The 21,765-nt window shown below is 35.3% G+C and carries 15 protein-coding genes; 13 read left to right on the plus strand and 2 right to left on the minus strand.

Annotated features, from left to right (window positions below):
- Positions 1-25 precede the first annotated feature (25 nt).
- The 13 genes from rpsD to lptB all read left to right on the plus strand — a co-directional run bounded on the left by rpsD (position 26) and on the right by lptB (position 17,970).
- A complete protein-coding gene (gene rpsD / locus JST55_12690) occupies positions 26-655 on the plus strand; it encodes a 30S ribosomal protein S4 (GenBank protein ID MBS1494366.1) in 630 nt (209 codons plus the stop codon).
- A 22-nt stretch (positions 656-677) separates the two neighbouring features.
- Entirely contained in the window at positions 678-1,679 is a 1,002-nt protein-coding gene (locus tag JST55_12695; GenBank protein ID MBS1494367.1) for a DNA-directed RNA polymerase subunit alpha, read from the plus strand.
- A gap of 31 nt (positions 1,680-1,710) precedes the next feature.
- Positions 1,711-2,307 (plus strand): 50S ribosomal protein L17, encoded by a 597-nt coding sequence (gene rplQ, locus JST55_12700; GenBank protein MBS1494368.1) that lies wholly within the window; start codon positions 1,711-1,713, stop codon positions 2,305-2,307.
- Positions 2,308-2,480: 173 nt separating this feature from the next.
- Positions 2,481-3,080: a YihA family ribosome biogenesis GTP-binding protein gene (locus tag JST55_12705; GenBank protein MBS1494369.1), complete on the plus strand. Its 600-nt coding sequence runs from the start codon at positions 2,481-2,483 to the stop codon at positions 3,078-3,080.
- Between the two features lie 267 nt (positions 3,081-3,347).
- Entirely contained in the window at positions 3,348-4,262 is a 915-nt protein-coding gene (locus JST55_12710) for a hypothetical protein (GenBank protein ID MBS1494370.1), read from the plus strand.
- Between the two features lie 247 nt (positions 4,263-4,509).
- Positions 4,510-6,321, plus strand: coding sequence for a T9SS type A sorting domain-containing protein (locus tag JST55_12715; GenBank protein ID MBS1494371.1), 1,812 nt, complete (start codon positions 4,510-4,512; stop codon positions 6,319-6,321).
- A 162-nt stretch (positions 6,322-6,483) separates the two neighbouring features.
- Complete coding sequence (locus JST55_12720) at positions 6,484-9,333, plus strand: TonB-dependent receptor (protein ID MBS1494372.1); 2,850 nt, start codon at positions 6,484-6,486, stop codon at positions 9,331-9,333.
- Between the two features lie 49 nt (positions 9,334-9,382).
- The gene (locus JST55_12725; GenBank protein MBS1494373.1) at positions 9,383-12,946 is read left to right on the plus strand and encodes a hypothetical protein; all 3,564 of its coding nucleotides are present in this window, start codon (positions 9,383-9,385) and stop codon (positions 12,944-12,946) included.
- Between the two features lie 69 nt (positions 12,947-13,015).
- Positions 13,016-14,056 (plus strand): PorV/PorQ family protein, encoded by a 1,041-nt coding sequence (locus tag JST55_12730; protein MBS1494374.1) that lies wholly within the window; start codon positions 13,016-13,018, stop codon positions 14,054-14,056.
- Positions 14,057-14,129: 73 nt separating this feature from the next.
- On the plus strand, positions 14,130-15,509 hold the full coding sequence (locus JST55_12735) for a GWxTD domain-containing protein (GenBank protein ID MBS1494375.1): 1,380 nt from the start codon (positions 14,130-14,132) through the stop codon (positions 15,507-15,509).
- 2 nt (positions 15,510-15,511) lie between these two features.
- A complete protein-coding gene (locus JST55_12740) occupies positions 15,512-16,426 on the plus strand; it encodes a hypothetical protein (protein ID MBS1494376.1) in 915 nt (304 codons plus the stop codon).
- Positions 16,427-17,197 carry a CPBP family intramembrane metalloprotease gene (locus JST55_12745; protein ID MBS1494377.1) on the plus strand — a complete coding sequence of 257 codons (771 nt, stop codon included), beginning with the start codon at positions 16,427-16,429 and terminating at the stop codon, positions 17,195-17,197.
- Between the two features lie 20 nt (positions 17,198-17,217).
- The gene (gene lptB / locus JST55_12750) at positions 17,218-17,970 is read left to right on the plus strand and encodes an LPS export ABC transporter ATP-binding protein (protein MBS1494378.1); all 753 of its coding nucleotides are present in this window, start codon (positions 17,218-17,220) and stop codon (positions 17,968-17,970) included.
- Here the strand turns inward: lptB and JST55_12755 are convergent, their stop codons facing one another.
- Positions 17,971-18,255, minus strand: a complete 285-nt coding sequence (locus tag JST55_12755; protein MBS1494379.1) for a zinc ribbon domain-containing protein — start codon at positions 18,253-18,255, stop codon at positions 17,971-17,973.
- A 1-nt stretch (position 18,256) separates the two neighbouring features.
- The gene (locus tag JST55_12760; protein MBS1494380.1) at positions 18,257-21,685 is read right to left on the minus strand and encodes a hypothetical protein; all 3,429 of its coding nucleotides are present in this window, start codon (positions 21,683-21,685) and stop codon (positions 18,257-18,259) included.
- Between the last annotated feature and the right edge of the window lie 80 nt (positions 21,686-21,765).

The raw sequence follows: 21,765 nt of genomic DNA on the forward strand, positions 1-21,765 counted from the left end.
ATATATACAAAAAATCATTTTATAAATGGCAAGATATACTGACGCAAGTTGTAAGCTTTGTCGTAGAGAAAGACAAAAACTGTTCTTAAAAGGAACAAAGTGCTTTAGTGACAAATGTCCAATCGAAATAAGAAACTATCCTCCGGGACAGCATGGCGCAACCAAAAAGTTCAAACTTTCTGATTACGCTGTTCAGTTAAGAGAAAAACAGAAAGTCCGTAAGACTTATGGAGTTCTTGAAAAACAATTCAGAACTTACTTTGCTGAAGCTGCGAGACAAAAGGGTGTTAAGGGCGATAACCTTGTTAAACTTCTTGAAAGAAGATTTGACAATACTCTTTACAGACTCGGTGTTGCTCCTTCAAGAAAATCAGCAAGACAGCTTATCTCACATAAGCATTTCACAATTAACGGAAAGATGGTGAACATCCCTTCGTATTTGCTGAAAGCAGGTGACGTTATTCAGGTTAGAGAGAAGAGCAGAAAGATGGAAATGATTCATGATGCAATGAAGAGAATGAAAGATACGCTCATGCCGGAATGGTTATCTTTAGATAAAGCAAATATGTCAGGTACTTTCTTAAAGGTTCCTGAAAGAAGCGAAGTACAGTTCATAGGCAACGAGCAGTTGATTGTCGAGTTGTATTCAAAATAAAAATTAAATACCTATAACATACATGAGCAATAGTTATATTCAAATGCCGGAGCATATCAACAAAGACGAAGCATCTTTCAGCGATACTTACGGCAGATTCTTTATCCAGCCGCTAGAAAGAGGCTATGGAGTTACTCTCGGAAATTCATTGAGAAGAGTGCTTCTATCCTCCTTGCACGGAACAGCCATTATTGCTATCAGAATTAATGACGCGCAGCACGAATTTACGACTATCAAAGGAGTAATTGAAGATCTTTCTGAGATTATCTTAAACCTTAAAGAAATTCGTTTTAAAGATTTAACAGGTAAATCAAACAAGATTGAATTCAAGCTGAAAGGACCTTATACGTTCACAGCAAAAGATATTCAAAATCATACTGCAGATTTCAAAATTCTTAATCCTGAGAAGCACATTGCAACTTTAAACAAAGATGCAAACCTTGATATAGAATTGAGAATCGGTCAGGGAATCGGATACGTTCCATCAGATGAAAATAAAAATGCATCATTGCCGTTAGGCTTTATTGCAACTGATTCATTATTTTCACCTGTGAACAATGTTACCTTCCTTGTAGAAAATACAAGAGTAGGAAAGATAACAGATTTCGAAAAATTAGTTCTTGATATTAATACAGACGGTTCAATCAATCCTGAAGAAGCTTTAACTTCAGCTGCAAGAATATTGCAGGACTTACTTACAATGGTTTCAAACCTGAACCCGAAGATAGAAGTAAAAGAGATTGTGAAGAAAGAAGAGAAGGATGAAGAATTCGAAGTTATCAAAAAAATATTATTAACACCTGTAGATGAGTTAGATTTATCTGTACGTTCACAGAACTGCTTACGTTCAGCTAATATCAGATACATTCATGACTTAGTAAGAAAAGATGAATCCGAAATGCTGCACTACAGAAACTTCGGAAGAAAATCTTTAGCAGAGCTTGGTGAATTAGTTGAAGGATTCGGATATGGAATTAAATTCGGAATGGATGTAGATAAATACATCAAAGAAGAAAAAAAATAATTTTTAACAACAGAAAATTTTAATTGATAATATGAAACACGGCGTAAAAGGAAGAAAATTAGGAAGAACAGCAAGCCACAGAAGAGCCACGCTAGCTAATTTATCCTGCTCACTTATAAAGCATAAAAGAATTCATACAACTCTTGCTAAAGCAAAAGAACTCAGAACCGTTATTGAGCCGCTTGTAACAAAAGCAAAAAGAGCATTGGCATTTGTTGATGCTAATCAGGAAAAAGGCGTTCACTTAAGAAGGGTTGCAAAAGCATTCCTTAAAGATCAGGAATCAATTACAATTCTGTTCGGTGAAATAGCAGCTAAAGTTGCTGAAAGAAACGGCGGATATACAAGAGTTCTTAAAACAGGAACAAGACCGGGTGACGGCGGTGAAACTGCAATCATCGAGTTTGTAGATTTTGATGTAGTATCTATTCAGAAAGAACACTTAGCAGCTAAGGAAGAGAAAAAAGGCGGAAAGACATCAGCAAAAGATGAAGCTCCTGCAGAAACAAAAGAAGAGAAGAAACCAAAGGCAAAGAAGTCAGCAGCACCTAAAGCTCCTAAGACAGAAAAGAAAGCTCCTAAGGAAAAGAAAGTAGCAAATAAAGTTCAAAGCAAACAAAAAGTCTAAAGCTCTTTGTAATAATAATTACGTTGTTCGGATGTTTTTAGTCCCCGGATGAAAATCTGATTTCTAAAACTAAATCTGAAAACCATAAAAATTTTCCTTAACTTTTAATATTGAATTCTCAAAAGATTTTTTTAAAAGTTAGGGATTTTTTTTTATAGAAAGAAAACAAAAATATGAAAATTACTTCCGCTGAATTTATAAACAGTATTTACGACTTACGGACTCTCCCGAAATCCGTACTCTCTGAATTTGTTTTTGTCGGAAGATCTAACGTAGGTAAATCGTCCTTAGTAAATAAGATTTGCAATAAAAAGAAACTTGCAAAAATAGGTTCAGTCCCCGGCAAGACACGCCAATTGAATTATTTTTTGATAAATGAAAAATTTTATTTAGTGGATTTACCCGGTTACGGTTACGCTAAAGTTCCGGAACAGATAAGAGCAGGATGGAGAAAGCTTGTTGAAGATTATATCAGCGAGAGACAGAATGTGAAAATGGTTTTTGTACTGATTGACTCAAGGCACGAGCCAACTTATCTTGATGAGCTTATGGTAAGCTGGTTGGAATATTACGAAATTCCTTTCGCAATCATTCTGACAAAGTCCGATAAAATTTCTGCAAACAAAATGCAGAAGCAGATTTACAGAGCATCTAAGATAGTAAAGAACGAAGACCTCTGCAGAGATTACATTCCTTTCTCTATCATTAGCGGAGAAGGAAAGAATGAAATCACAATGCTGATAAGCGAAGCTCTGGAAAAACCAAGAGACTAAACAGAAGCAGAGATTTAAATTTAATTTTTAAAAATGAAAGGCGGTATCATTTATTGATGCCGCCTTTTTTGTTTTGCGCACGCAAAGTTTAAACGCAAAGAAGCGCAAAGTTTCACGCGAAGATCGCAAAGAAATTGTAAGATTATTTTTAATATATTTGCGCACTTTGCGAATGCTTTGCGTCCTTTGCGCTTAAATGAATATATCTGTGGTTTATTTTTCGCTCTTAATAAAATATTAATTTTTCTATTTTTCATCATGCAGAAATTGAAGGAAAAAATAAAAGTAGTAATAGTAGATAAAATAAATCTTGACTCAATAAATTTATTTAATAAAAATAAATTTGAAGTAGTTACTGACTTTGGAATTACCAATGAAAGTATATTAAAAAAATACTCTGACTTCGATGCGCTAGTAATAAGAAGTGTAAGAACCATTGATAAAAAATTTATATCAAAATGTAATTTCAAAATTATTGCCACATGTTCAAAAGGATTTGATAATATTGATGTAACTGCTGCGAAGAAAAAGAAAATTACTGTGATGAATATCGAGAAGGGGAATGCAATATCTGCTGCTGAGCATACGATGGGATTGATTTTAACTGCGATGAAAAATATTCTGCTGAGTGATAAACTGGTACGCGAAAATAAATTTCTTACCTATGACTACAGGAGAAATGAACTGCTAAATAAAAAAATAGGAATAATCGGTTACGGTCATGTAGGAAGTTACGTAGGTAAATTGTGCAAAGCATTCGGAATGAAAGTATATGCAAATGATACAGATAGAAAGGTTATTACAAAATACCCCCATGTAGAATTTAAAAATTTAAATTTTATATTAGAGAATTGCGATATCATTACAGTGCATATTCCACTGAGTGAAAAAAATTATCACTTCATAGATCAACAAAAATTTGATAAGATAAGAAGGGATTCTATATTTATAAATACTTCCCGCGGTAGTGTGATAGATGAAAAAGCTTTATTAAGGAAACTAAAAAGAAATGAGCTGCGTTATGTTTGTTTAGATGTATTCAGCAATGAACCCTCGCCAAATACTGAGTTTTTCAGTTACAGCAATACCACCCTCACGAATCATATAGCCGGAAAGACAGAAGAAAGTGCCGTCAAGATGGCTAAAGAAATTTTCTCTAAGATTGTAAATTTTTACAAATAACAAAACACGCAGTAAATTTATTTTAAGAGACGTAAATTTAGTGCGTTATATATAAATTGACTTTAACGGAAATAATCAATAATATTTGGTTAAAATGTCATAGGCAGTAAATATAATCGCATAAGAATTCTTAAAATTTTACAAAAAATTAAAGATTCTTTAACAACAAAATTTACATTGACATAATAAGCCCCTCATTGTATATTCGTAACAATTGTTAGTAAATAAAAATCAAAAAGGAGATAAAATGTTAAGAAGATTATTCCTTCTTTCTTTATTCGTATTTTTGGTGGGAAATGTTTCATTCGGAAACTCTATCTACACCAAGGAACAAATTGACAGATTTTCAAGAGTTCAATACAAAATCGTTCAAGACGGCGATGGATTTAAAGGCGTTAACAACGGTCTTGTATCGGATTACAAAGTTGCCAATACATACAGCGCACCGGTTGAAGACTGGTACAACAGTGTAACAACAACATTAATCGGTACTTTAAGAAATTATTACGACTTAGAAGGTAACGGAGCTCCATTGCAAATTTGGCAGGACCCTGCTACACCTGATAATATTCACGTTTGCTACACTTTCTCAGCTCAGGAAACAGGCTGGTCAGATAGAACCATCCAGTATTTCTTCAGTTCAGACAGAGGTGCTACATGGAGTGCTATCAGTAACGTTCCAGCATCAGGCAGATCAGGTTTCGGTACAATCACAGGTTTAAGCACAGGAGCTGCATTAATTGCATGTCATACAGCAATCGGTGCTAATACCTCAGTTCGTACAATTATGTTCGCAGATGCTTTCCCTGGTTTAGGGTCATTCAACTCATTGGATCCTAACCTAGCTGATGCAAACAAATACATCTGGCCGAGAATTGCTGCCACAGATAACGTTAGTAATACTATTAAATATGTATTTTGTACATCAACTAACGGAGCTGATTCAGCATTCTACCAAACAGGTTTATCTTTAACTTCAGGTTCATTTGGTGCACCAAAGCCAATGAATGCAAGTCCTGCTGAGTGTTACACAGTTTCAAACGGCACAGGTAACAGAATCGGTATTGCTTATATTAATGATGGTACAAACGATCCTGCAAACTATGGTGACATTTACGCTATGGAATCAACAGATAACGGTGCTACATTTGGAGCTCCTACAAAAATATTTGATGCAAACTTCGCTTCTGACTCTTTAGGCGGTTTAAGAGGTATTTCATCATGCTACAAGGGTTCAACTTTCTGTGTTACGTTTGAAACAATTAAACAAACAACAGCAGGTAACTTCTTCCCTGGTGCACCTAGCAAAATCAGATTCTGGTCATCAGGTGCAGCAAGCAGCGTTGTAGTTGCTGACTCAAGCAACGTACCTTATGCTCCTTATCAGGGAACAAACGACGTTCTTGGTTCAATTGCAAGACCTTCTATCGGTGTATCAAGCGATGGAAATACATTATTCATATCTATGATGGTAGCAAGTGCATCTACAGGAAGCACAGATACAACATCATTTGGTGATATCTATTTAACATCATCAGGTAATGGTGGTTCTTCATGGAAAAGACCAAAAATGGTAAACGGAACTTCACCAAGAATGGACTGGAGATACGCAAGTATTTCTCCTAAAAACGATGTATCCGGTACAAACGGTTATGTTAACATGATGGTGCAAAGAGACGTAGTTCCTGGTTCAAACGTAAACTTAGCTAACACAGCAACAGATGCACATCCTGTATTCTGGAGAGTTGCTTATACAGCTCCTGTTGGCGTAAATACAATTTCAAGTGTTGCAGATAATTTCAGCTTATCACAAAATTATCCTAATCCGTTCAACCCTTCAACAACAATCAGATTCAGCTTACCACAAGCATCTAATGTAATGTTAAAGGTTTATAGCTTAAACGGACAAGAAGTTGCAACAGTTGTAAATAACCAATTAGTTTCTTCAGGTGTATCAGAAGTATCATTCAATGCTTCTAACTTAGCAAGTGGATTATATTTCTATACAATTACCGCAGGTAATTACAAAGAAACAAAGAAAATGATGTTAATAAAATAATCTTAAAATTCCTCAACCTTGATTTTAAGATTTAAACAAATTTATAAAATATGATTTCAACCCTCATAGTAGCAAATATGTTTATTATGAGGGTTTTTTAACTTAAATTAATTTTTTTTATTAAACTTTACTACGGAGGGAAAAATGAGGGTAAATACAATTTTGAAATTTGTTACCCTTTCTGTTTTTTTTACTTTGTTCTTATCCGTCACAGCTTACTCTCAAACCACAGGCTCTATAAGTGGAACAGTTGTGGATGAAAAGAATCAACCATTGGTCGGCGCTATTGTTAGAGTAGTCGAAAAAACAGGACTTGGCGCAGAAACTGACGCTAATGGAGACTTTATTATTTTAAACGTTGACGTAGGTACTTATACTGTTAAAATATCTTATACAGGATATGCAGATAAAGTAGTCAGCGATGTAAAAGTATCTGTTGACCTTAAAAATAAAATGGGTGTTATCCAAATGTCTCAAACTGAATTTACTACTGAAGTTATCGGTATAAATGCAGAGAGACAAGGTATCCCTGTTGAACAAAGCGGTAAACTTATTACAACTGAACAGATTGAAAACTCAGGTATCAGAGGTATTACAAATCTGGTATCAAAAACAGCAGGTGTTGTTCAGGATGAAAGAGGCGGCCAGATAAATATTCGCGGCGGTCGTACTTCAGAAAATCTTATTATTGTTGACGGTGTTGCCACAACTAATCCGGTTGATGGTTCCTCCACCGCTTCAGTCCCTAATTCTTTACTACAAGAAATTTCAGTATTAACCGGAGGTTTCGGAGCTGAATACGGTAATGCTCTTTCTGGTGTTATTAACGTAACAACAAAAAGCGGTTCTGATATATACACAGGCTCTTTAGAAGCGCAAACTGACGCTCTTGCAGGAAAGTGGCTTAAAACTACTTCACAAGGATATAATTTATATAATATTTCCTTTGGTGGTCCGCTTATTCCAAGCAAAGGATTATCAAAAATAATTAATTTTTACAGTTCGGTTGAAAGACAGTATTTACAAGTCGCTAACCCAAGCTGGATTGCAGACCAATTATTCCCGGGCGGAATTATTCCTAATTTCTCCAAAAAATTATGGTCTTATTCAGGAAGGTTAAGCATCAATTTAACTGACCTTAAAAAATCGGTTCCAATCAATTTCAGATTCGGAGCTTCTGTCACTAATACACAGCAGCAAAGAGTTGCAATGTCTTATTGGAAAGAAAATTCAGAGAGAAATCCTCTTGAAAAAATTGATGACCAACAGTTTTATGGCAGAATAACTCACAATGTTTCAAATAAGTTCTTCTATGAGCTTCAGGCTAATTACTACAGTACTGTAGATGTATTATCAGATGCTATTTTCCAGGATGATTGGTTTAAATATGGTGATACAAATTACGTTCCCGGTTTAGGCGGAACAGGTCCGGGTCAGGGTCAAGTATTACAGCCGGATCCATTAACTGAAAATGTTTTCAGAAGACCTAATACAGTTTATAATAATTACGATAAAAAAGAAATCAGTTATATCGGTGCAAAACTTGATGCAACATATGCTCTTCAGACAAAAAAATCAGGAGACCATGAATTTAAATTTGGAGGTGAGTACAGATATCACACACTTCGCAAAGTAAACTTCGGTCCTGTTGCAACAGCTTTTAACCCTATTGATACATCAACAGGTTTACCGACATTCAGTCCGCAGAATTTGTGGTTCGGAAGAGACGTATTGTTAAATTCATACGGTTATGATATTAGAGACCAGTATGGAAATCAAATCGTTTCTGCTGAAGATATTGAAGCAAAACATCCAATCGTTGCTGCTGCATACTTAAGAGATAAAATTGACTTCGGTGATTTTACTGTTAATGCAGGGGTAAGAATGGATTATCTTGATGTTGCTACAGATGTATTAAAAAATCCAAAAGATTTATTAGGAGCAGACGGAGAATTGCTTACAGCAGATGACTACAAAAAATCTGAAGCAGATATTACTTTCAGCCCAAGATTAGGTTTCTCATTCCCTGTTACAAATAATACAATATTTACCGCTCAGTATGGTAAATTTATTCAAATTCCACCACTTGATTATTTATATATCAATAAATTAGCATTTAAATATTTCTTTACAAACTCTGTCCAAAACGTTGCTGAAAACTCCTCATTGAAGCCGGAAAAATTGACTTCATATGAAGTAGGTATTAAGCAGCAAATTGGCGATTATGTAAACTTAAGTGTTTCTGCATACTATAAAGAAACAGTTGATCAAATAGGTGCAGCAAGAATTTCAGGATCATCCACAGTTCCATCAGGATATGCATTATACTTTAATTCAGATTTCAGCACATCAAGAGGTCTTGACTTCTATCTTTCAATGAGAAGAACAAACAGACTTGCGGTTGATATTTCCTATACATTATTGTATGCTTCCGGAATTGGTTCTGATCCAAATAGTAAGTTCTCTTTAGCTACAAATCCTAGTGGAGAATTACCAAATGTAGTATTCCCATTAGATTACGATCAACGTCATACAGGTTCTATTAATTTAGATTACCGATTTGGCGGAGAATCAGATGTACCTAAAGGATTTGCAGGTAAAATACTTCAAAATCTGGGAATGAATGTTTTACTAAGCTTCAACAGCGGAAGACCATATACAATAAGACAACTTCCTGCTACAGCTTTTGCCGATGATGGTCTTGCAACTTCCACAAAAAATGGAATTTACAGAGGCTGGAATTTAAAATTGGATGCACGTCTTGATAAGACTGTGCCAATTTGGAAAACTAACTGGAATTTTTACGTTTATTGCACAAATCTGCTCAATACAGAAATCGTTAACAATGTTTTCGGCGCAACCGGATTACCTGATGACAACGGATGGCTCAATACTCCAACCGGAAATGGTACAAATGAAAATTATAAAGCAAACTGGTACGATAGAATTAGAAATATTTCTAACTGGGGAGCTCCAAGACAAGTGCAATTTGGTGTAAAGGTTAATTTCTAATAGATTTTAAATTAATCGTTGAATTTTTATAAATCAGAAAATTTTAGAAATGAAAAATAAATTATTATTAATACTATTTTTTCTGGGATTCATAATCTCTGGCATTGGAGCAAAGCCTAATGTCAGGATTATTACCGGAAATCCTTACGATTTCCGTCCTTCAAGTACAGATGCTGTAATTAAATTACAGGTCGCCTTGAATCCCAATAATGTTGGCACCTGGGTATGGAATACCGGTGTTCTTAATCAGGATTTAAGGACAACCAACACTCCGGGTTTTGAATGGCCGAAAGGAACAGGCAAATTTGCCATATTTACAACGGGTCTTTCTATTGGAACTTACATCAATGGAAATCTGAGAATGGGTAACGCTTCATACAATGGGGAATATGCCCCTGGTTATGTTGACCAAACCGTTCCGACAGATCCGAAATACAAGACAAATTCAAATTTCAAAATATACAAAGTAACTTCCGGAGATAACGCCAATACAAACCCTGATTATGCTAACTGGGGTGTAATGGTTCCTTACGGTGCACCTTATGTAGATATCGACGGAAATGGTCAATATAACCCTTCAATTGACCGTCCCGGTATTAAAGATGCTTCACAGACAGTCTTTGTATGTCTTACAGATGCAGATCCTTCAAATCACACAACTTCAGAAGGTTTCTCAGGTGGTACACTTCCAATTTTTGCGGAAACCCACCTTACAGTATGGGCATACACAACTCCGGGTCTTGAAGATTTACAGTTTGTAAACTGGGTAGTTATTAACAGATCCGGAAAAAACTGGGATTCCACACACTTTGGAGTAGTTGTTGATCCTGATTTAGGTTACCCTAAAGATGACTATATTGGCTGCGATACATCAAAGAACATGGGATATGTTTATAATGCAACTAACACAGACGGTACAGGAGCTCCAGGTCAATATGGTACTGCTCCTCCTGCTTCAGGAATGGACTTTTTCCATAGTCCTATAAGACCTACAGGAAATCTTGCAGATGCAGATACAACATATTTCCCTCCCGGCTCTGAGAACAAAGTAATTAAGAGAGGCTATAAACAATTAGGTCTTACATCATTTGTATATTTTTCAAATACAGATGCGGGCGGACCATTATGCGAGCAGGATCCAAGCTCCGCACCTTCACAAGCTTACAATTATTTAACAGGTGTAAAGAAAGATGGAACTCCATGGATTAATGCACAAACAAGCCAATTAACTAAATTCTGTTATCCAGGCGATCCTGAAACAGGCGGATGGACGGAATTCTTTGGTTATGTTAAAAATTGCGGCGGTGTAACTTCAGGTCAGGTAGAAGCAAGTCCTCCCGGAGACAGAAGATTTATTTTCAATTCAGGAGCAAAATCTTTTACAGTAGCACCTGGTGATACACAAAATATCACTGTTGCACAGTTTGTTGCAAAAGGAAGTAACAATAAAAACTCAGTTACAAAGTTAAAAGGAAATGACATTATTGCTCAAAAAGTTTTTGATTTGAACTTTAAAGTTATTCCTCCTCCTCCTCCTCCGGTTGTAAACGTTGCTTACAGACCAAACAGCACTATCGGAACTGTAGACGTAAGTTTTTCATGGGGAGATGTTTCTGAGCAATATAATTATAAAGACCAGTTGTTTAATCAGGGTACATACAGATTCCAAGGATATGAGATATATGAAATTAAAAAATCTGCTACTCAGTTACCTGATTTCAGCAGACCTGAAACAATCAATAACGATGTAGTTCTTATCGATGCTTTTGATTTAAGAGATACAATAGGAATTGTTTTGGATAACTTTAGAACAGGCGTAACCATTCATGATACTGAACAGGTTGCTCCATTCCCGATAGTACCGCCATATAAAATGCCGTTACCAGCAGGGTTCCCAAATAAAGGTATTCAAAGAAACATTACTTTAAATAAAACTCAATATGCCTCTGAATATAACGGAAACGATAAATTCATAGTTGGCAATGAATATAAATTTGCAATAGTAGCTTATGGAGTATGTGATCCTAGAATTGACTCAACCGGCCACAGTGCAGTTCTAAACGGTGGAAAGGTGATAAGAAATTCATTATCAACACAGCTCATAACTATTAGACCAGAAGCTCCTACAGCAGGTACAAATTATTATCTTTCAAACGGAGATACTATTACTACCAACAGAAGAGATTTAGGTGTTATTCCAATTGTTGTCGATCAGACTCAGCTATTAAATGCAAAGTACAGAATTTCATTCAAAGCTGATACAACCTACAATATCTTACGTCAATTAAGCGGTTCAACTGCTTTTGATACTTTGAAAAAAGTAAGAGATAAAGACAGTAAGTTTATAACAGGTTATGATTCAACAGCGACTGTATTAAATCTTAAATTTACAAGAAACAGATCAGGCGGAACAGATTCAGCCAGAGTTGTTGACGGTATTTTAATGAACGTCGTAAGAATAAGATCAAATGATCCTCAGTCAGGAAATCCTAATAATTTGGGTGTATTAAAAGATGTTACCTCAACTATGAAACCTGATAGTATTCAGACAAGATTACGCGGCTGGGAATATTTCCCATCCAATAATAACTGGCTGACTGGTTCTAATTTCAAAATTGCTGATGATAAAGGATGGCAGTCCACGTCAATGTCTCTCACTTATCCTACTGTGTTTACATACACGGGGTTAGGTTCAGCTTATAAAGCTGACTCTTTAAAACGTGTGAGAATTGCATTTGTTGCTGATACAAATTCAGGTCAATCAGCATACAGATTTGTCTCTAACAGACAGACAGCAGGTTATTTAGCTGATCCTTCTTACGCACCGTATATTTCAAACGGCGCTGTTGGTTTTATCTATCAGGATAGAAGAAAGGTTCCATTCAAAGTATTTGAAGTGGATCCTCTTACCGGTGCTGATGTAAGACAGTTAAACTGCGCATTCCTCGAAAACAATGATACAATGCCGCGTGGTCGTGTAGACGGAAAATGGAATCCAACATCTGATGAATATGGTTCAGGTGAAAGATTATATATTTTCGGCTCAACCTATCAGGAGGCTGATATCGCCCCATATAATACTTACACTACTGCCGGTAATAATTTATTTGTAAGACAGCAGACAAGTGCAGATATTATGTATGTATGGTCGCCAAGAGCAATTAACGCCAGTGCAAAATGGAATGCAGGGGATTCATTTGTAATCTATCCTTATACTGTCACACGCCCTGGAGTTGTTTATGAATTTGATTCTCAGCAACCACAAATTGGTAATACTTCCGTGGCGTCTGAAAGAGGTGCTTTAAATGACATTAGAGTTGTTCCAAATCCGTATTATGGATTCAATGTCAATGAAAAATCTTCCACAAATAGATTTGTAACGTTTAGAAAACTACCAATAAATTGCACAATCAGAATTTATACATTGAACGGAGATCTTGTTAAGAAACTTGTTAAGAACGATCAAAATTCAACTATGAACTGGGATCTGACAAACTTAGATGCTATTCCGATTGCATCTGGTTTATACTTAGCATTAATTGATGCTCCGGGTATAGGACAGAAAACCATGAAGCTGGCTATATTTACACCTGAAGAAAGGGTAGATTTCTAAGTTATTTTAACTTCCTGCATCTCTCAATTCGAGAGATGCAGGTCAATCTTAAAAGGAGATTAATTAAAAATGAAATTTTATATAAAAATAATAATAATTCTAATAGCAGTCAGTTTAGCCTATCAAAACGGCTACTCGGGCCCAAAGAAGAAATACGGTACTTTGGCTGCTCCTGAATTGCTAATCCCTATAGGTTCCTCAGGTACCTCGCTTGGAGGATCAAATTTAGCAACAGTAAGCGGTATAGATGCAATGTACTGGAACCCTGCGGGGCTTTCCGAGATAAATTCAAAGAGCGGAGAAGTAATGTTCTCTTCAATGAATTATCTTGCAGATATCAATATGAACTATTTTGCCGGTGCAGTTAAACTCGGCGGATTAGGAACCGTTGGCGGCTCTATAAGAGCTTTATCTTTCGGTGATGAAATAGTTACTACAGAATATGCACCTGATGGTACCGGTGCAACATTCTCACCAACTTATATAGTTGGTACATTAAGCTTCGCAAGAGCTATGACAGATAAAATCCATTTCGGTACATCTTTCAAGCTTATCAGCGAACAAATTGCTGACGTTAGCGCCTCAGGTTTTGCATTTGACTTCGGTCTTCAATATATTGCAGGCGTAAGCGGACTCAGATTCGGTATTGCTCTTAAAAATCTCGGAAGCTCAATGAAATTCAACGGGCCCGGATTAGACAGAACATTTATTGAAAATGGCATATCCACAGTGAGAAGAGTAACTCTGCAGGAATCTGATTTACCAACTAACTTGGAAATCGGTTTAGGATATGCAGCAACATTCTCAAAAAATAATAATATTATTCTTTCATCAACTTTCCAAAATTCAAGCTTTTCATCTGATGAATATAAATTTGGTTTAGAATATAACTACAATCAAATGGTATTCTTAAGAGGTGCATTTACTGTCTATCCGGATAACTCCGAAATAGATGATGTAAATAAAAGTTTATTCGGTCCTTCATTCGGTGCAGGACTTAAATATCCTTTTGGAAGCCTGACTTTGGGATTTGATTATGCATACAGAGTCATCAATGAAACAGGATTCAATTCTACAAATCAATACTTTACTTTGAATGTAGGATTCTAATTATCCATTTTGTTTGTTATATTAAGGTAATCCTGTTCAGACAGGATTACCTTTTTTTTTAAAAAAATATTCTATGAAACCATTATTAATAATAATTTTTTCCCTCTTTTTTATTCAAAATATTTTTTCCGCACCTCCGGAAAAATTTTATTTTGACTGCTCTGCATCAGTGTTCAGAGGTTCTGATGGAAAAAATATTGTAGAGTTTTACTATGCTGTTTATCAAAAATTTTTGAAATATTCACCAAGCGGTTCCGGTTTTTCTGCTGATGCCAAGTTAGATGTTACAATTTATCAAAAAAATGTTGATAAACCGATGGCAGTCAATACTTATAAAATTCCCTCTGAAGTAAGTGATACCACCGGAAATAATATTAAAAACAAAATAGTCGGGCAGATAAATTATGAAATGAAATTCGGTGAATATAAAGTTGTTGTTACTGCTTCTGATTTTAATAATCCTTTAATGGTTGACAGCTCTGAGTTTGATTTACTTGTTGAAGATTTCAGCGGCGGTGTAAAGTTAAGTGATATTGAACTTGCTACATCTATAACTAAGTCCACTGATACTAAAAATCTTTTCTACAAAAATACTTTAGAAGTGACTCCTAATGCGGGTGGTTTATATGGTAAAAACGTTTCTGAATTATATTATTATTGCGAACTTTATAATCTTTCTTCTGCTAATATGTCGGAAGAAGCAACTATTAAAAGAAGAATATTATCATTGAATAATGAAGAGTTAGTTTCTTCAGAGAAAAAAATTAAACAAGGTGTAGAATCAAGAGTAGAGTTCGGCATGTTCAAAATTGATACTCTGAAAACAGGCGGCTATATTTTTGAGCTCAGCTTTGTGGATACTCAGAAAAATCTCAATATTGTTAAAACTAAAAAATTCTTCCTTTTTACAGTTACAGATGACAGGCAAAGTTCCGATAAAGGACAAGGCGATTATTTAAAATCGGAATATGTAATTTTAAATGAGAAAGATTTAGATGACCTTTTCGATAAAACTATTTACATCAGAGATGATAATGAAACAAAAACATACAGGAACCTGAATACTTTGGAAGAAAAAAGAAAGTTCATGTATGCATTCTGGAAAAAGAGAGACGATTCACCTATGACACCTCAGAACGAATTTAAGATAAATTATTTCAAAAGGATGAACGAAGCTAATAACAGATTTAAAGAAGATTATAATCCGGGTTGGAAAACTGACAGAGGCAGAATATATGTACAGTATGGACCCCCGGACCAGATTAATCATTATCCTTTTGAAAGCGATACGAAAGCCTATGAAGAATGGAAGTATGATGTGCTGCAGGGCGGTGTAGAAGCAGATTTTATTGAGAAAGAACAAGGAACAGGAGTTTATAGACTTGTAAATTCAAACATAAGAGGTGAATTTAAAGATTCCAACTGGAGAGCATTACTTAAACAGTTTCATTAATTTTGTTTAAAAATCCTAAAATACTTTTTTTATCAATCTTCTTTGCCATCATACTTTGGATTTATTTAAATCTAAGCTATACTTACAGCATTGAAGTTGAAGTTCCTTTGGAGTTAACTTATTCTAAATCGGAGGCAGTTGCGGACCAGCTGCCTTCCAATTTAGATGTGACAGTTAACGGCAAGGGATGGGATTTATTAAACATTCTTGTTTTTAAAAAATTACACTATAAGTTAGATTTATCTAAGTACAAGCAGGAATCAAAAATTGTAACGAATCAATCCATTCAGGAAAGATTAAACCTTCCATCTAATATTACTCTTACAAAAATAGAACCGGGAGAGATAGACATTAATATAGATAAATATTCGGAAAAATACGTAAGACTGCGAAGTAACTTAATAGTTAAGACTAAAGAAAATTATAAATTAGTTGGCTCAATTAAGTTAAGTCCCGATTCAGTTAAAATTATCGGAGCTAATTCTGTCATAAATAAAATTAAATTTGTCCCTACAGAAGTAAAAATTATTGATGATATAAATTCAAATATGTCTGGACTAATTAATATTAAGGATACTTTGGGTAACTTAATAAGAATTGAACCAAAGTCAGTCAGATACAGCTTTAACGTTGAGCTTGCCGCAGATAAAAATTTTGAGGGTCTTGATATAGCTATTAATAATGTTCCGGATAATAAAGAAGTTTTATTAATTCCACCAAAGGCTGAAATTTCTTTAAAGGGCGGTGTAGAGCAGCTTTCAAAAATCAATCCCTCGGATATAAAATTATTTATTGATTTCAAAAAACTTGAAGATGATACTCTCGGATATTTCGTACCGGAAGTGCAGTTACCTGTTGAAGCGAACTTAATAAATATAAATCCCCCCAAGTTCCAGTATATAATTAAAATGAAATAGATGTCTATTATCGGTAAAGAGTTTAAAGAGATTCGCGAAAATTTTAAGCAGTTGGATTTTAAAGTAACGTACATTTTCCTTTCCATTGCAATAATTACTTTCATCTCAATTGCATTTGCATCGACAAATTTTTATTACAATAATATAGGAAGCGACAGGTTCGATTCCCGTGTATATTGGTTTTGTATGGATGGCGCATTGATGTTTATTCTCCCTATTCTTTCTATCAAATTTGTATTCAAGCAAAAACTTTCTGATTACGGGCTGCAGCTTGGCAACTGGAAATACGGCTTAATAACAACAGTCATATTTTTTATTTTCATGATTATTACCGTTTGGATTGTCTCCGGCTCTGAATCATTTGCAAGTACATATCCGCAAGGCGGTCCAAAAGTTAAAGAAAGCCTGATGATTTTCTTTCTTTATGAATTGAGCATAGCTTTCTATATGCTTGGCTGGGAATTTTTCTGGCGGGGATATATGCTCTTTGGTTTATTCCCTAAGTTCGGATGGTATGCAATTTTTATTCAGATGATTCCGTTTTTTATTCTGCATAAGGGGAAACCGGAACTGGAATTATTCGGTTCTATATTAGCAGGCATTATACTGGGTGTGCAGGCAATACGCGCGCGCTCATTCATCTACGCATGGATTATACATGCATTAGTAATGATAAGTGTGGATGGAATATCGGTACTTCGTTCTAAATCTGGAATTTACGGAATTAATATTTCGGATTTTTTTAAAGTAATAACATCTATCTTTAGATAATATTATATCAAATGACAGCAATTGAATTATCAGGAAAGAATTTAACTAAAGAATATAAAAAAAGAGTTGTTGTAAACAATGTTTCTTTGAATATTAAGCAGGGAGAAATTGTCGGCTTGCTCGGTCCAAACGGAGCAGGAAAGACAACTTCGTTTTATATGATTTGCGGAATGGTAAAACCCGACAGCGGGGAAGTAGAACTTGAAAAAGAAACAATTACAAAATTCCCTATGTACAAACGCGCAAGACTGGGAATAGGTTACTTGCCTCAGGAGCCTTCAATATTCAGAAAACTTTCTGTTCGTAATAATATACTTGCAGTATTACAGTTTATGAAAATGGATAAGTTTGATATGGAAAAAAAATGCGACCAGCTTTTAAAAGATTTTAATATCACTCACATACAGGATTCATACGGCTACCAGCTTTCAGGCGGTGAAAGACGCAGAACAGAAATTGCCAGAGCCCTTGCAACCGATCCGAAGTTCATTTTGCTTGATGAACCATTCGCAGGAATTGATCCGATTGCATCGGAAGAAATTATGAAAATTATTTCAAAGCTGAAGGGTAAAGGTATCGGAGTTTTAATAACTGACCATAATGTTCACGAAACACTTTCAATTGTGGATAGAGCTTATATATTGATTGAAGGAAAAATATTCAGGCAGGGAACTGCAAACGAGCTCGCCAATGACGAACTCGTTAGAAAATTATATTTGGGTGAAAGTTTTGATGTAAGCAGATATGCAGCTACAGCAGCTGCATTAAAATAATTACTTCGAAGTTGTGTCTTTTGATGCAGCAGGTTTTGCTTCTGTTTTGCTTTCAGTTTTTGTTTCTGATTTTTTTGATGTAGACGCTTCCGATGTACTTGATTTCTTATAATCAGTCAGATAAAATCCGCTTCCTTTAAATATTAATCCCGCTCCTCCGCTAACCATTTTTTTCAGCTTATCTTTTCCGCACTTAGGGCACTTCGTTAACGGTGCATCTTTCATTGACTGCATTACTTCAATTTCATTCCCGCAGTTCTCGCATCTGTATTCGTATGTTGGCATATTATATTTTTAGAAATTGATTTTTTACTTTATTATATTCTTCTTCGGAAATAAGTCCTTCTTCCAAAGCTGTTTTGTATTTCTTTAAATCATCTAAAGATAATTTCTCTGTAATTTCGTGTTCAGCTCCGTTTGTTTTCACTTCAGGTTTCTTTTCGTCTTTAACAAAATCCTTTACTAAAAGATTTGTCTTAAGTTTTCTTTTCTTTCCGTCACCGATTAGTTCGGTAAAATTTGCAAATTCTCTCTTCTGTTTATGCACAGCATCTATGAATGAAGGGCGTTCTGATTCCTGTATTGAATCCTCTATTTCTTTCGCAAGCTCACGCGCAATTCTGTATTGGTAAGATTCCAGTTTTCTTTTTTCTTCACCGGCGGATTCTATTTCCATCGGCTTATAAACTTCATCATAATAATATTCGTATATCAAAAGCATTTCAGGAAGCTTGCCTGCCTTCATCAATTCTTCTTTAATTTTCTCGGCGTCTTTAAGAATTTTATATCTGAGTGAATCCTTACCCTGTTCTTCAAATAATCTATTCACTAAGCGTGATTCAATTCCGAGCTGTTCAATTCTTTTTACTGTAATACCTTCCTGCTTAGTGTATTTATAAATCGCTTTGGAATTTTCATTCTCAGGAATTACATCAAACACTCCGAAGATCATTCCCATTAAATATGCTCTGTATGCTTCATTAAGTCTCTTCTTCTCTTCTTCATTCAGCGGAATAATATCATTATAGATAAATGCATTTTTTGAAATATGCATATCTACGTTGTGATTATTGCTTAGATGTTTGTAATATCCCTTTAGCTCTTCTGCAATTGTATAAGAATAAAACAACGGCAGTCCTGCCCACTCGCTGTAGAATGTAATCGAAGAATTATCCCCTGAATCTTTAAACTCAACATTCGAGCCGATGATAGCGGTTATTAAGCTCTGGAATTTCTTGAACGAGTCCGTATTTGTTTTTATACCCACATAAAATTTCTTTGCAGATTCATCGAGCTTAAAGCTTCCCGGTATCTCTCTTGTTCTCAGCCATGGAAATGCCTGTAAGAACATTCCTTTTATCTTCGATTCGCTTCGAGTCGCATCTTTCTCGAACAACATCTCCGTTATATTGTAATCTTCTCTTATTTTTTCAAACTGCTTTTTGCAGAACTCAACCATCTTATGCTCAATGGCAGATGCATCACTCTCTCTTAATATGTTTACGATGTCAGTTATATCAGATGCTCCCATTTCTTTGAGCAATTGATAAGATAATTCCTTCAGCTTATCAGTTGCATTAGAGCCGGTACCGATGTAGCGTATATAATACTCATTCTTCACATCGTCCGGTTCATAAACCATCAGGTTAAAGCTTGTCTCCTGCTTCTGCTTATAGAATTCGTACTTACGGGTAAAGTTGTCTTTTAAAAGTCCTAAGTTGCCTGTTAATTTCTTTAGATCTGCAATAAGTCCGTATGCAATTACTTTACCTTTATCAGTCTTTTCAGTTTTTTCAATCAGTTCAAGAATTTTGCTCGCAATCTCTCGCGCATAAACTCTTGCCCGTAATTTTATTAATGTGTTATAATATTCTTCTAATAACTTTATCAGTTTTTCAAGATTGCCCGTCATTGCTGATTTTCTCAGCGGATTTAATTTCGAGCGTGACTCATCTTCCCTCAGTTCCTGGAATTTTCTCTTTATCTCTCCGTCATATCGTGAAATTATAGTCTGTAAATCTTTTATTTCTTTATCGTATTTCGGAATGTAATCAAAGTTGCCGTTCGTTAAAATAAATTGAAGCCTGTGCAGCAGATTTACCGAGTAAAACACTCCTCTTGTTGAATCATTTACAAGCGAATTTATCTTCTTCTCGAGTGTTCCTATATAATTATTTTCTCTGTCGCCGATTACATCTCTGATTATTCTGTTTCTGTTAGTAAAAATTTGTGAGTAATATATTCCCTGACGCGTTACATCGTAATCATCTTTGAAATTTGTATCGAACTTCTGCTTCTCTGTTAAAATAAATCCTGTCCAGCTGTCGCCGCGTTTACCGCTTATTAAATCGTTCTGTAAATTATTTAAAAATCTTTTTATTTCATTTTGAATGGATGTCTTCTCGCCGCTCTTATATAAGCTATCAAGTAACTGATATCTGTTCGTAGTCTCAAGTAATCCAAGCTCAGGTAAAAACTCCTGCATTAAATAATTATCTATTTCACTCTGCGAACCTTCTGCATAGGTTAAATAATAATTCACAATGTCTTCGCATAATTTATATGCGCATGCTGCTATAATTCTATCAGCAGGATATGAAATCGTCGCCTGTCCTAACGTGGAATATTTTCTTGAAAATGTATTATCTGCTACTGAGTTATCTTCGGGATAAAATCTTTGCTTATACTGAACTAAATTTACTCTTACACCTCTTTTGTAATTCGCAAAATCCGAATTTGAAAAATCTTGGAATATCGTATCTGCCAGCATTTTATAAATATCTTTATTGCTGATATCCGATAGCGATAAATTCTTAGCATTCTCACCGTCTATTAAATACACATCGTCATAAACACCGGGCTGAAAAGTATGCTGCTCATTTTTCTTCCACGATACATTAAAAGTGTTTTTGAGATTGTAATACTCAAGCTCTTTTAATGCAGCATAGCCGTTTGCAAAAACTCTTTCCTTGCCGTATGATTTAAATATATGCGGAAGCATTAAGTAGCACGAAGAGACGGCCTGATTCTTAAAAATATTCCTGATAAGAAATCCCATATCGAGAAACATTCCTGAACCTGTGCCGCCGCTGACCGATGAGATAACATATATGTTGATCTTATCTGTGTTGACGTTCCGAATCTTATGCTTATCTTTTACAATATTTATTGAACGTGAGTCAGTAATTCTTGACTTCGCTGCGGAGAGCTTTGAAACGATTTCATCATAGTTATGAAAAAAAGCAAGTCGCGCTGCCGGGCGAATCTGCCCTGCGCCTGTATTCATCGTACCTAGCTTGGCAATTTCACCTGTAGTGCTGAGCCATTCCTTTATATGAGGAACGTCCTGTATTCTGTAAATGTAATCTGAAGGATTTACTGACTGGAAAACTTTTTCCGACGGGAGAAAATCAATTTCATTAATTAAAAAATCCCTTTCGCGCGCAAGTCCGCTTTCTTCGGAAGGAGCGTTATCCGTATCGATATATAAATATGAAATGATAGGGAAGTCATTCAGCGAGCCGTACTTCTCAACAAACTGTCTGCGTAATCTTAATAATACTTCTTTACCTGTTCCGCCTAAGCCGATTAATATGGTGGGCATAAGCTCCTGAGTTTTTAACTCAAGGGACTTATCTTCCTGATTGTTGGTTACTGTCTTTTTACCTGATAAATCTGCAAATGAAAACGGGTCTTTATTTTCGTTAGCTGCCATAAATTTTCATAAATTTAAATGAGGCCTGTTAATTTTAAATATTAACGTTTTATCTGTACTAAATGTTCCGTTTTTTAAAT

The sequence above is a fragment of the Bacteroidota bacterium genome, assembly GCA_018266835.1.
Taxonomy (GTDB): Bacteria; Bacteroidota; Ignavibacteria; order Tepidaquicellales; family Tepidaquicellaceae; genus JAFDZO01.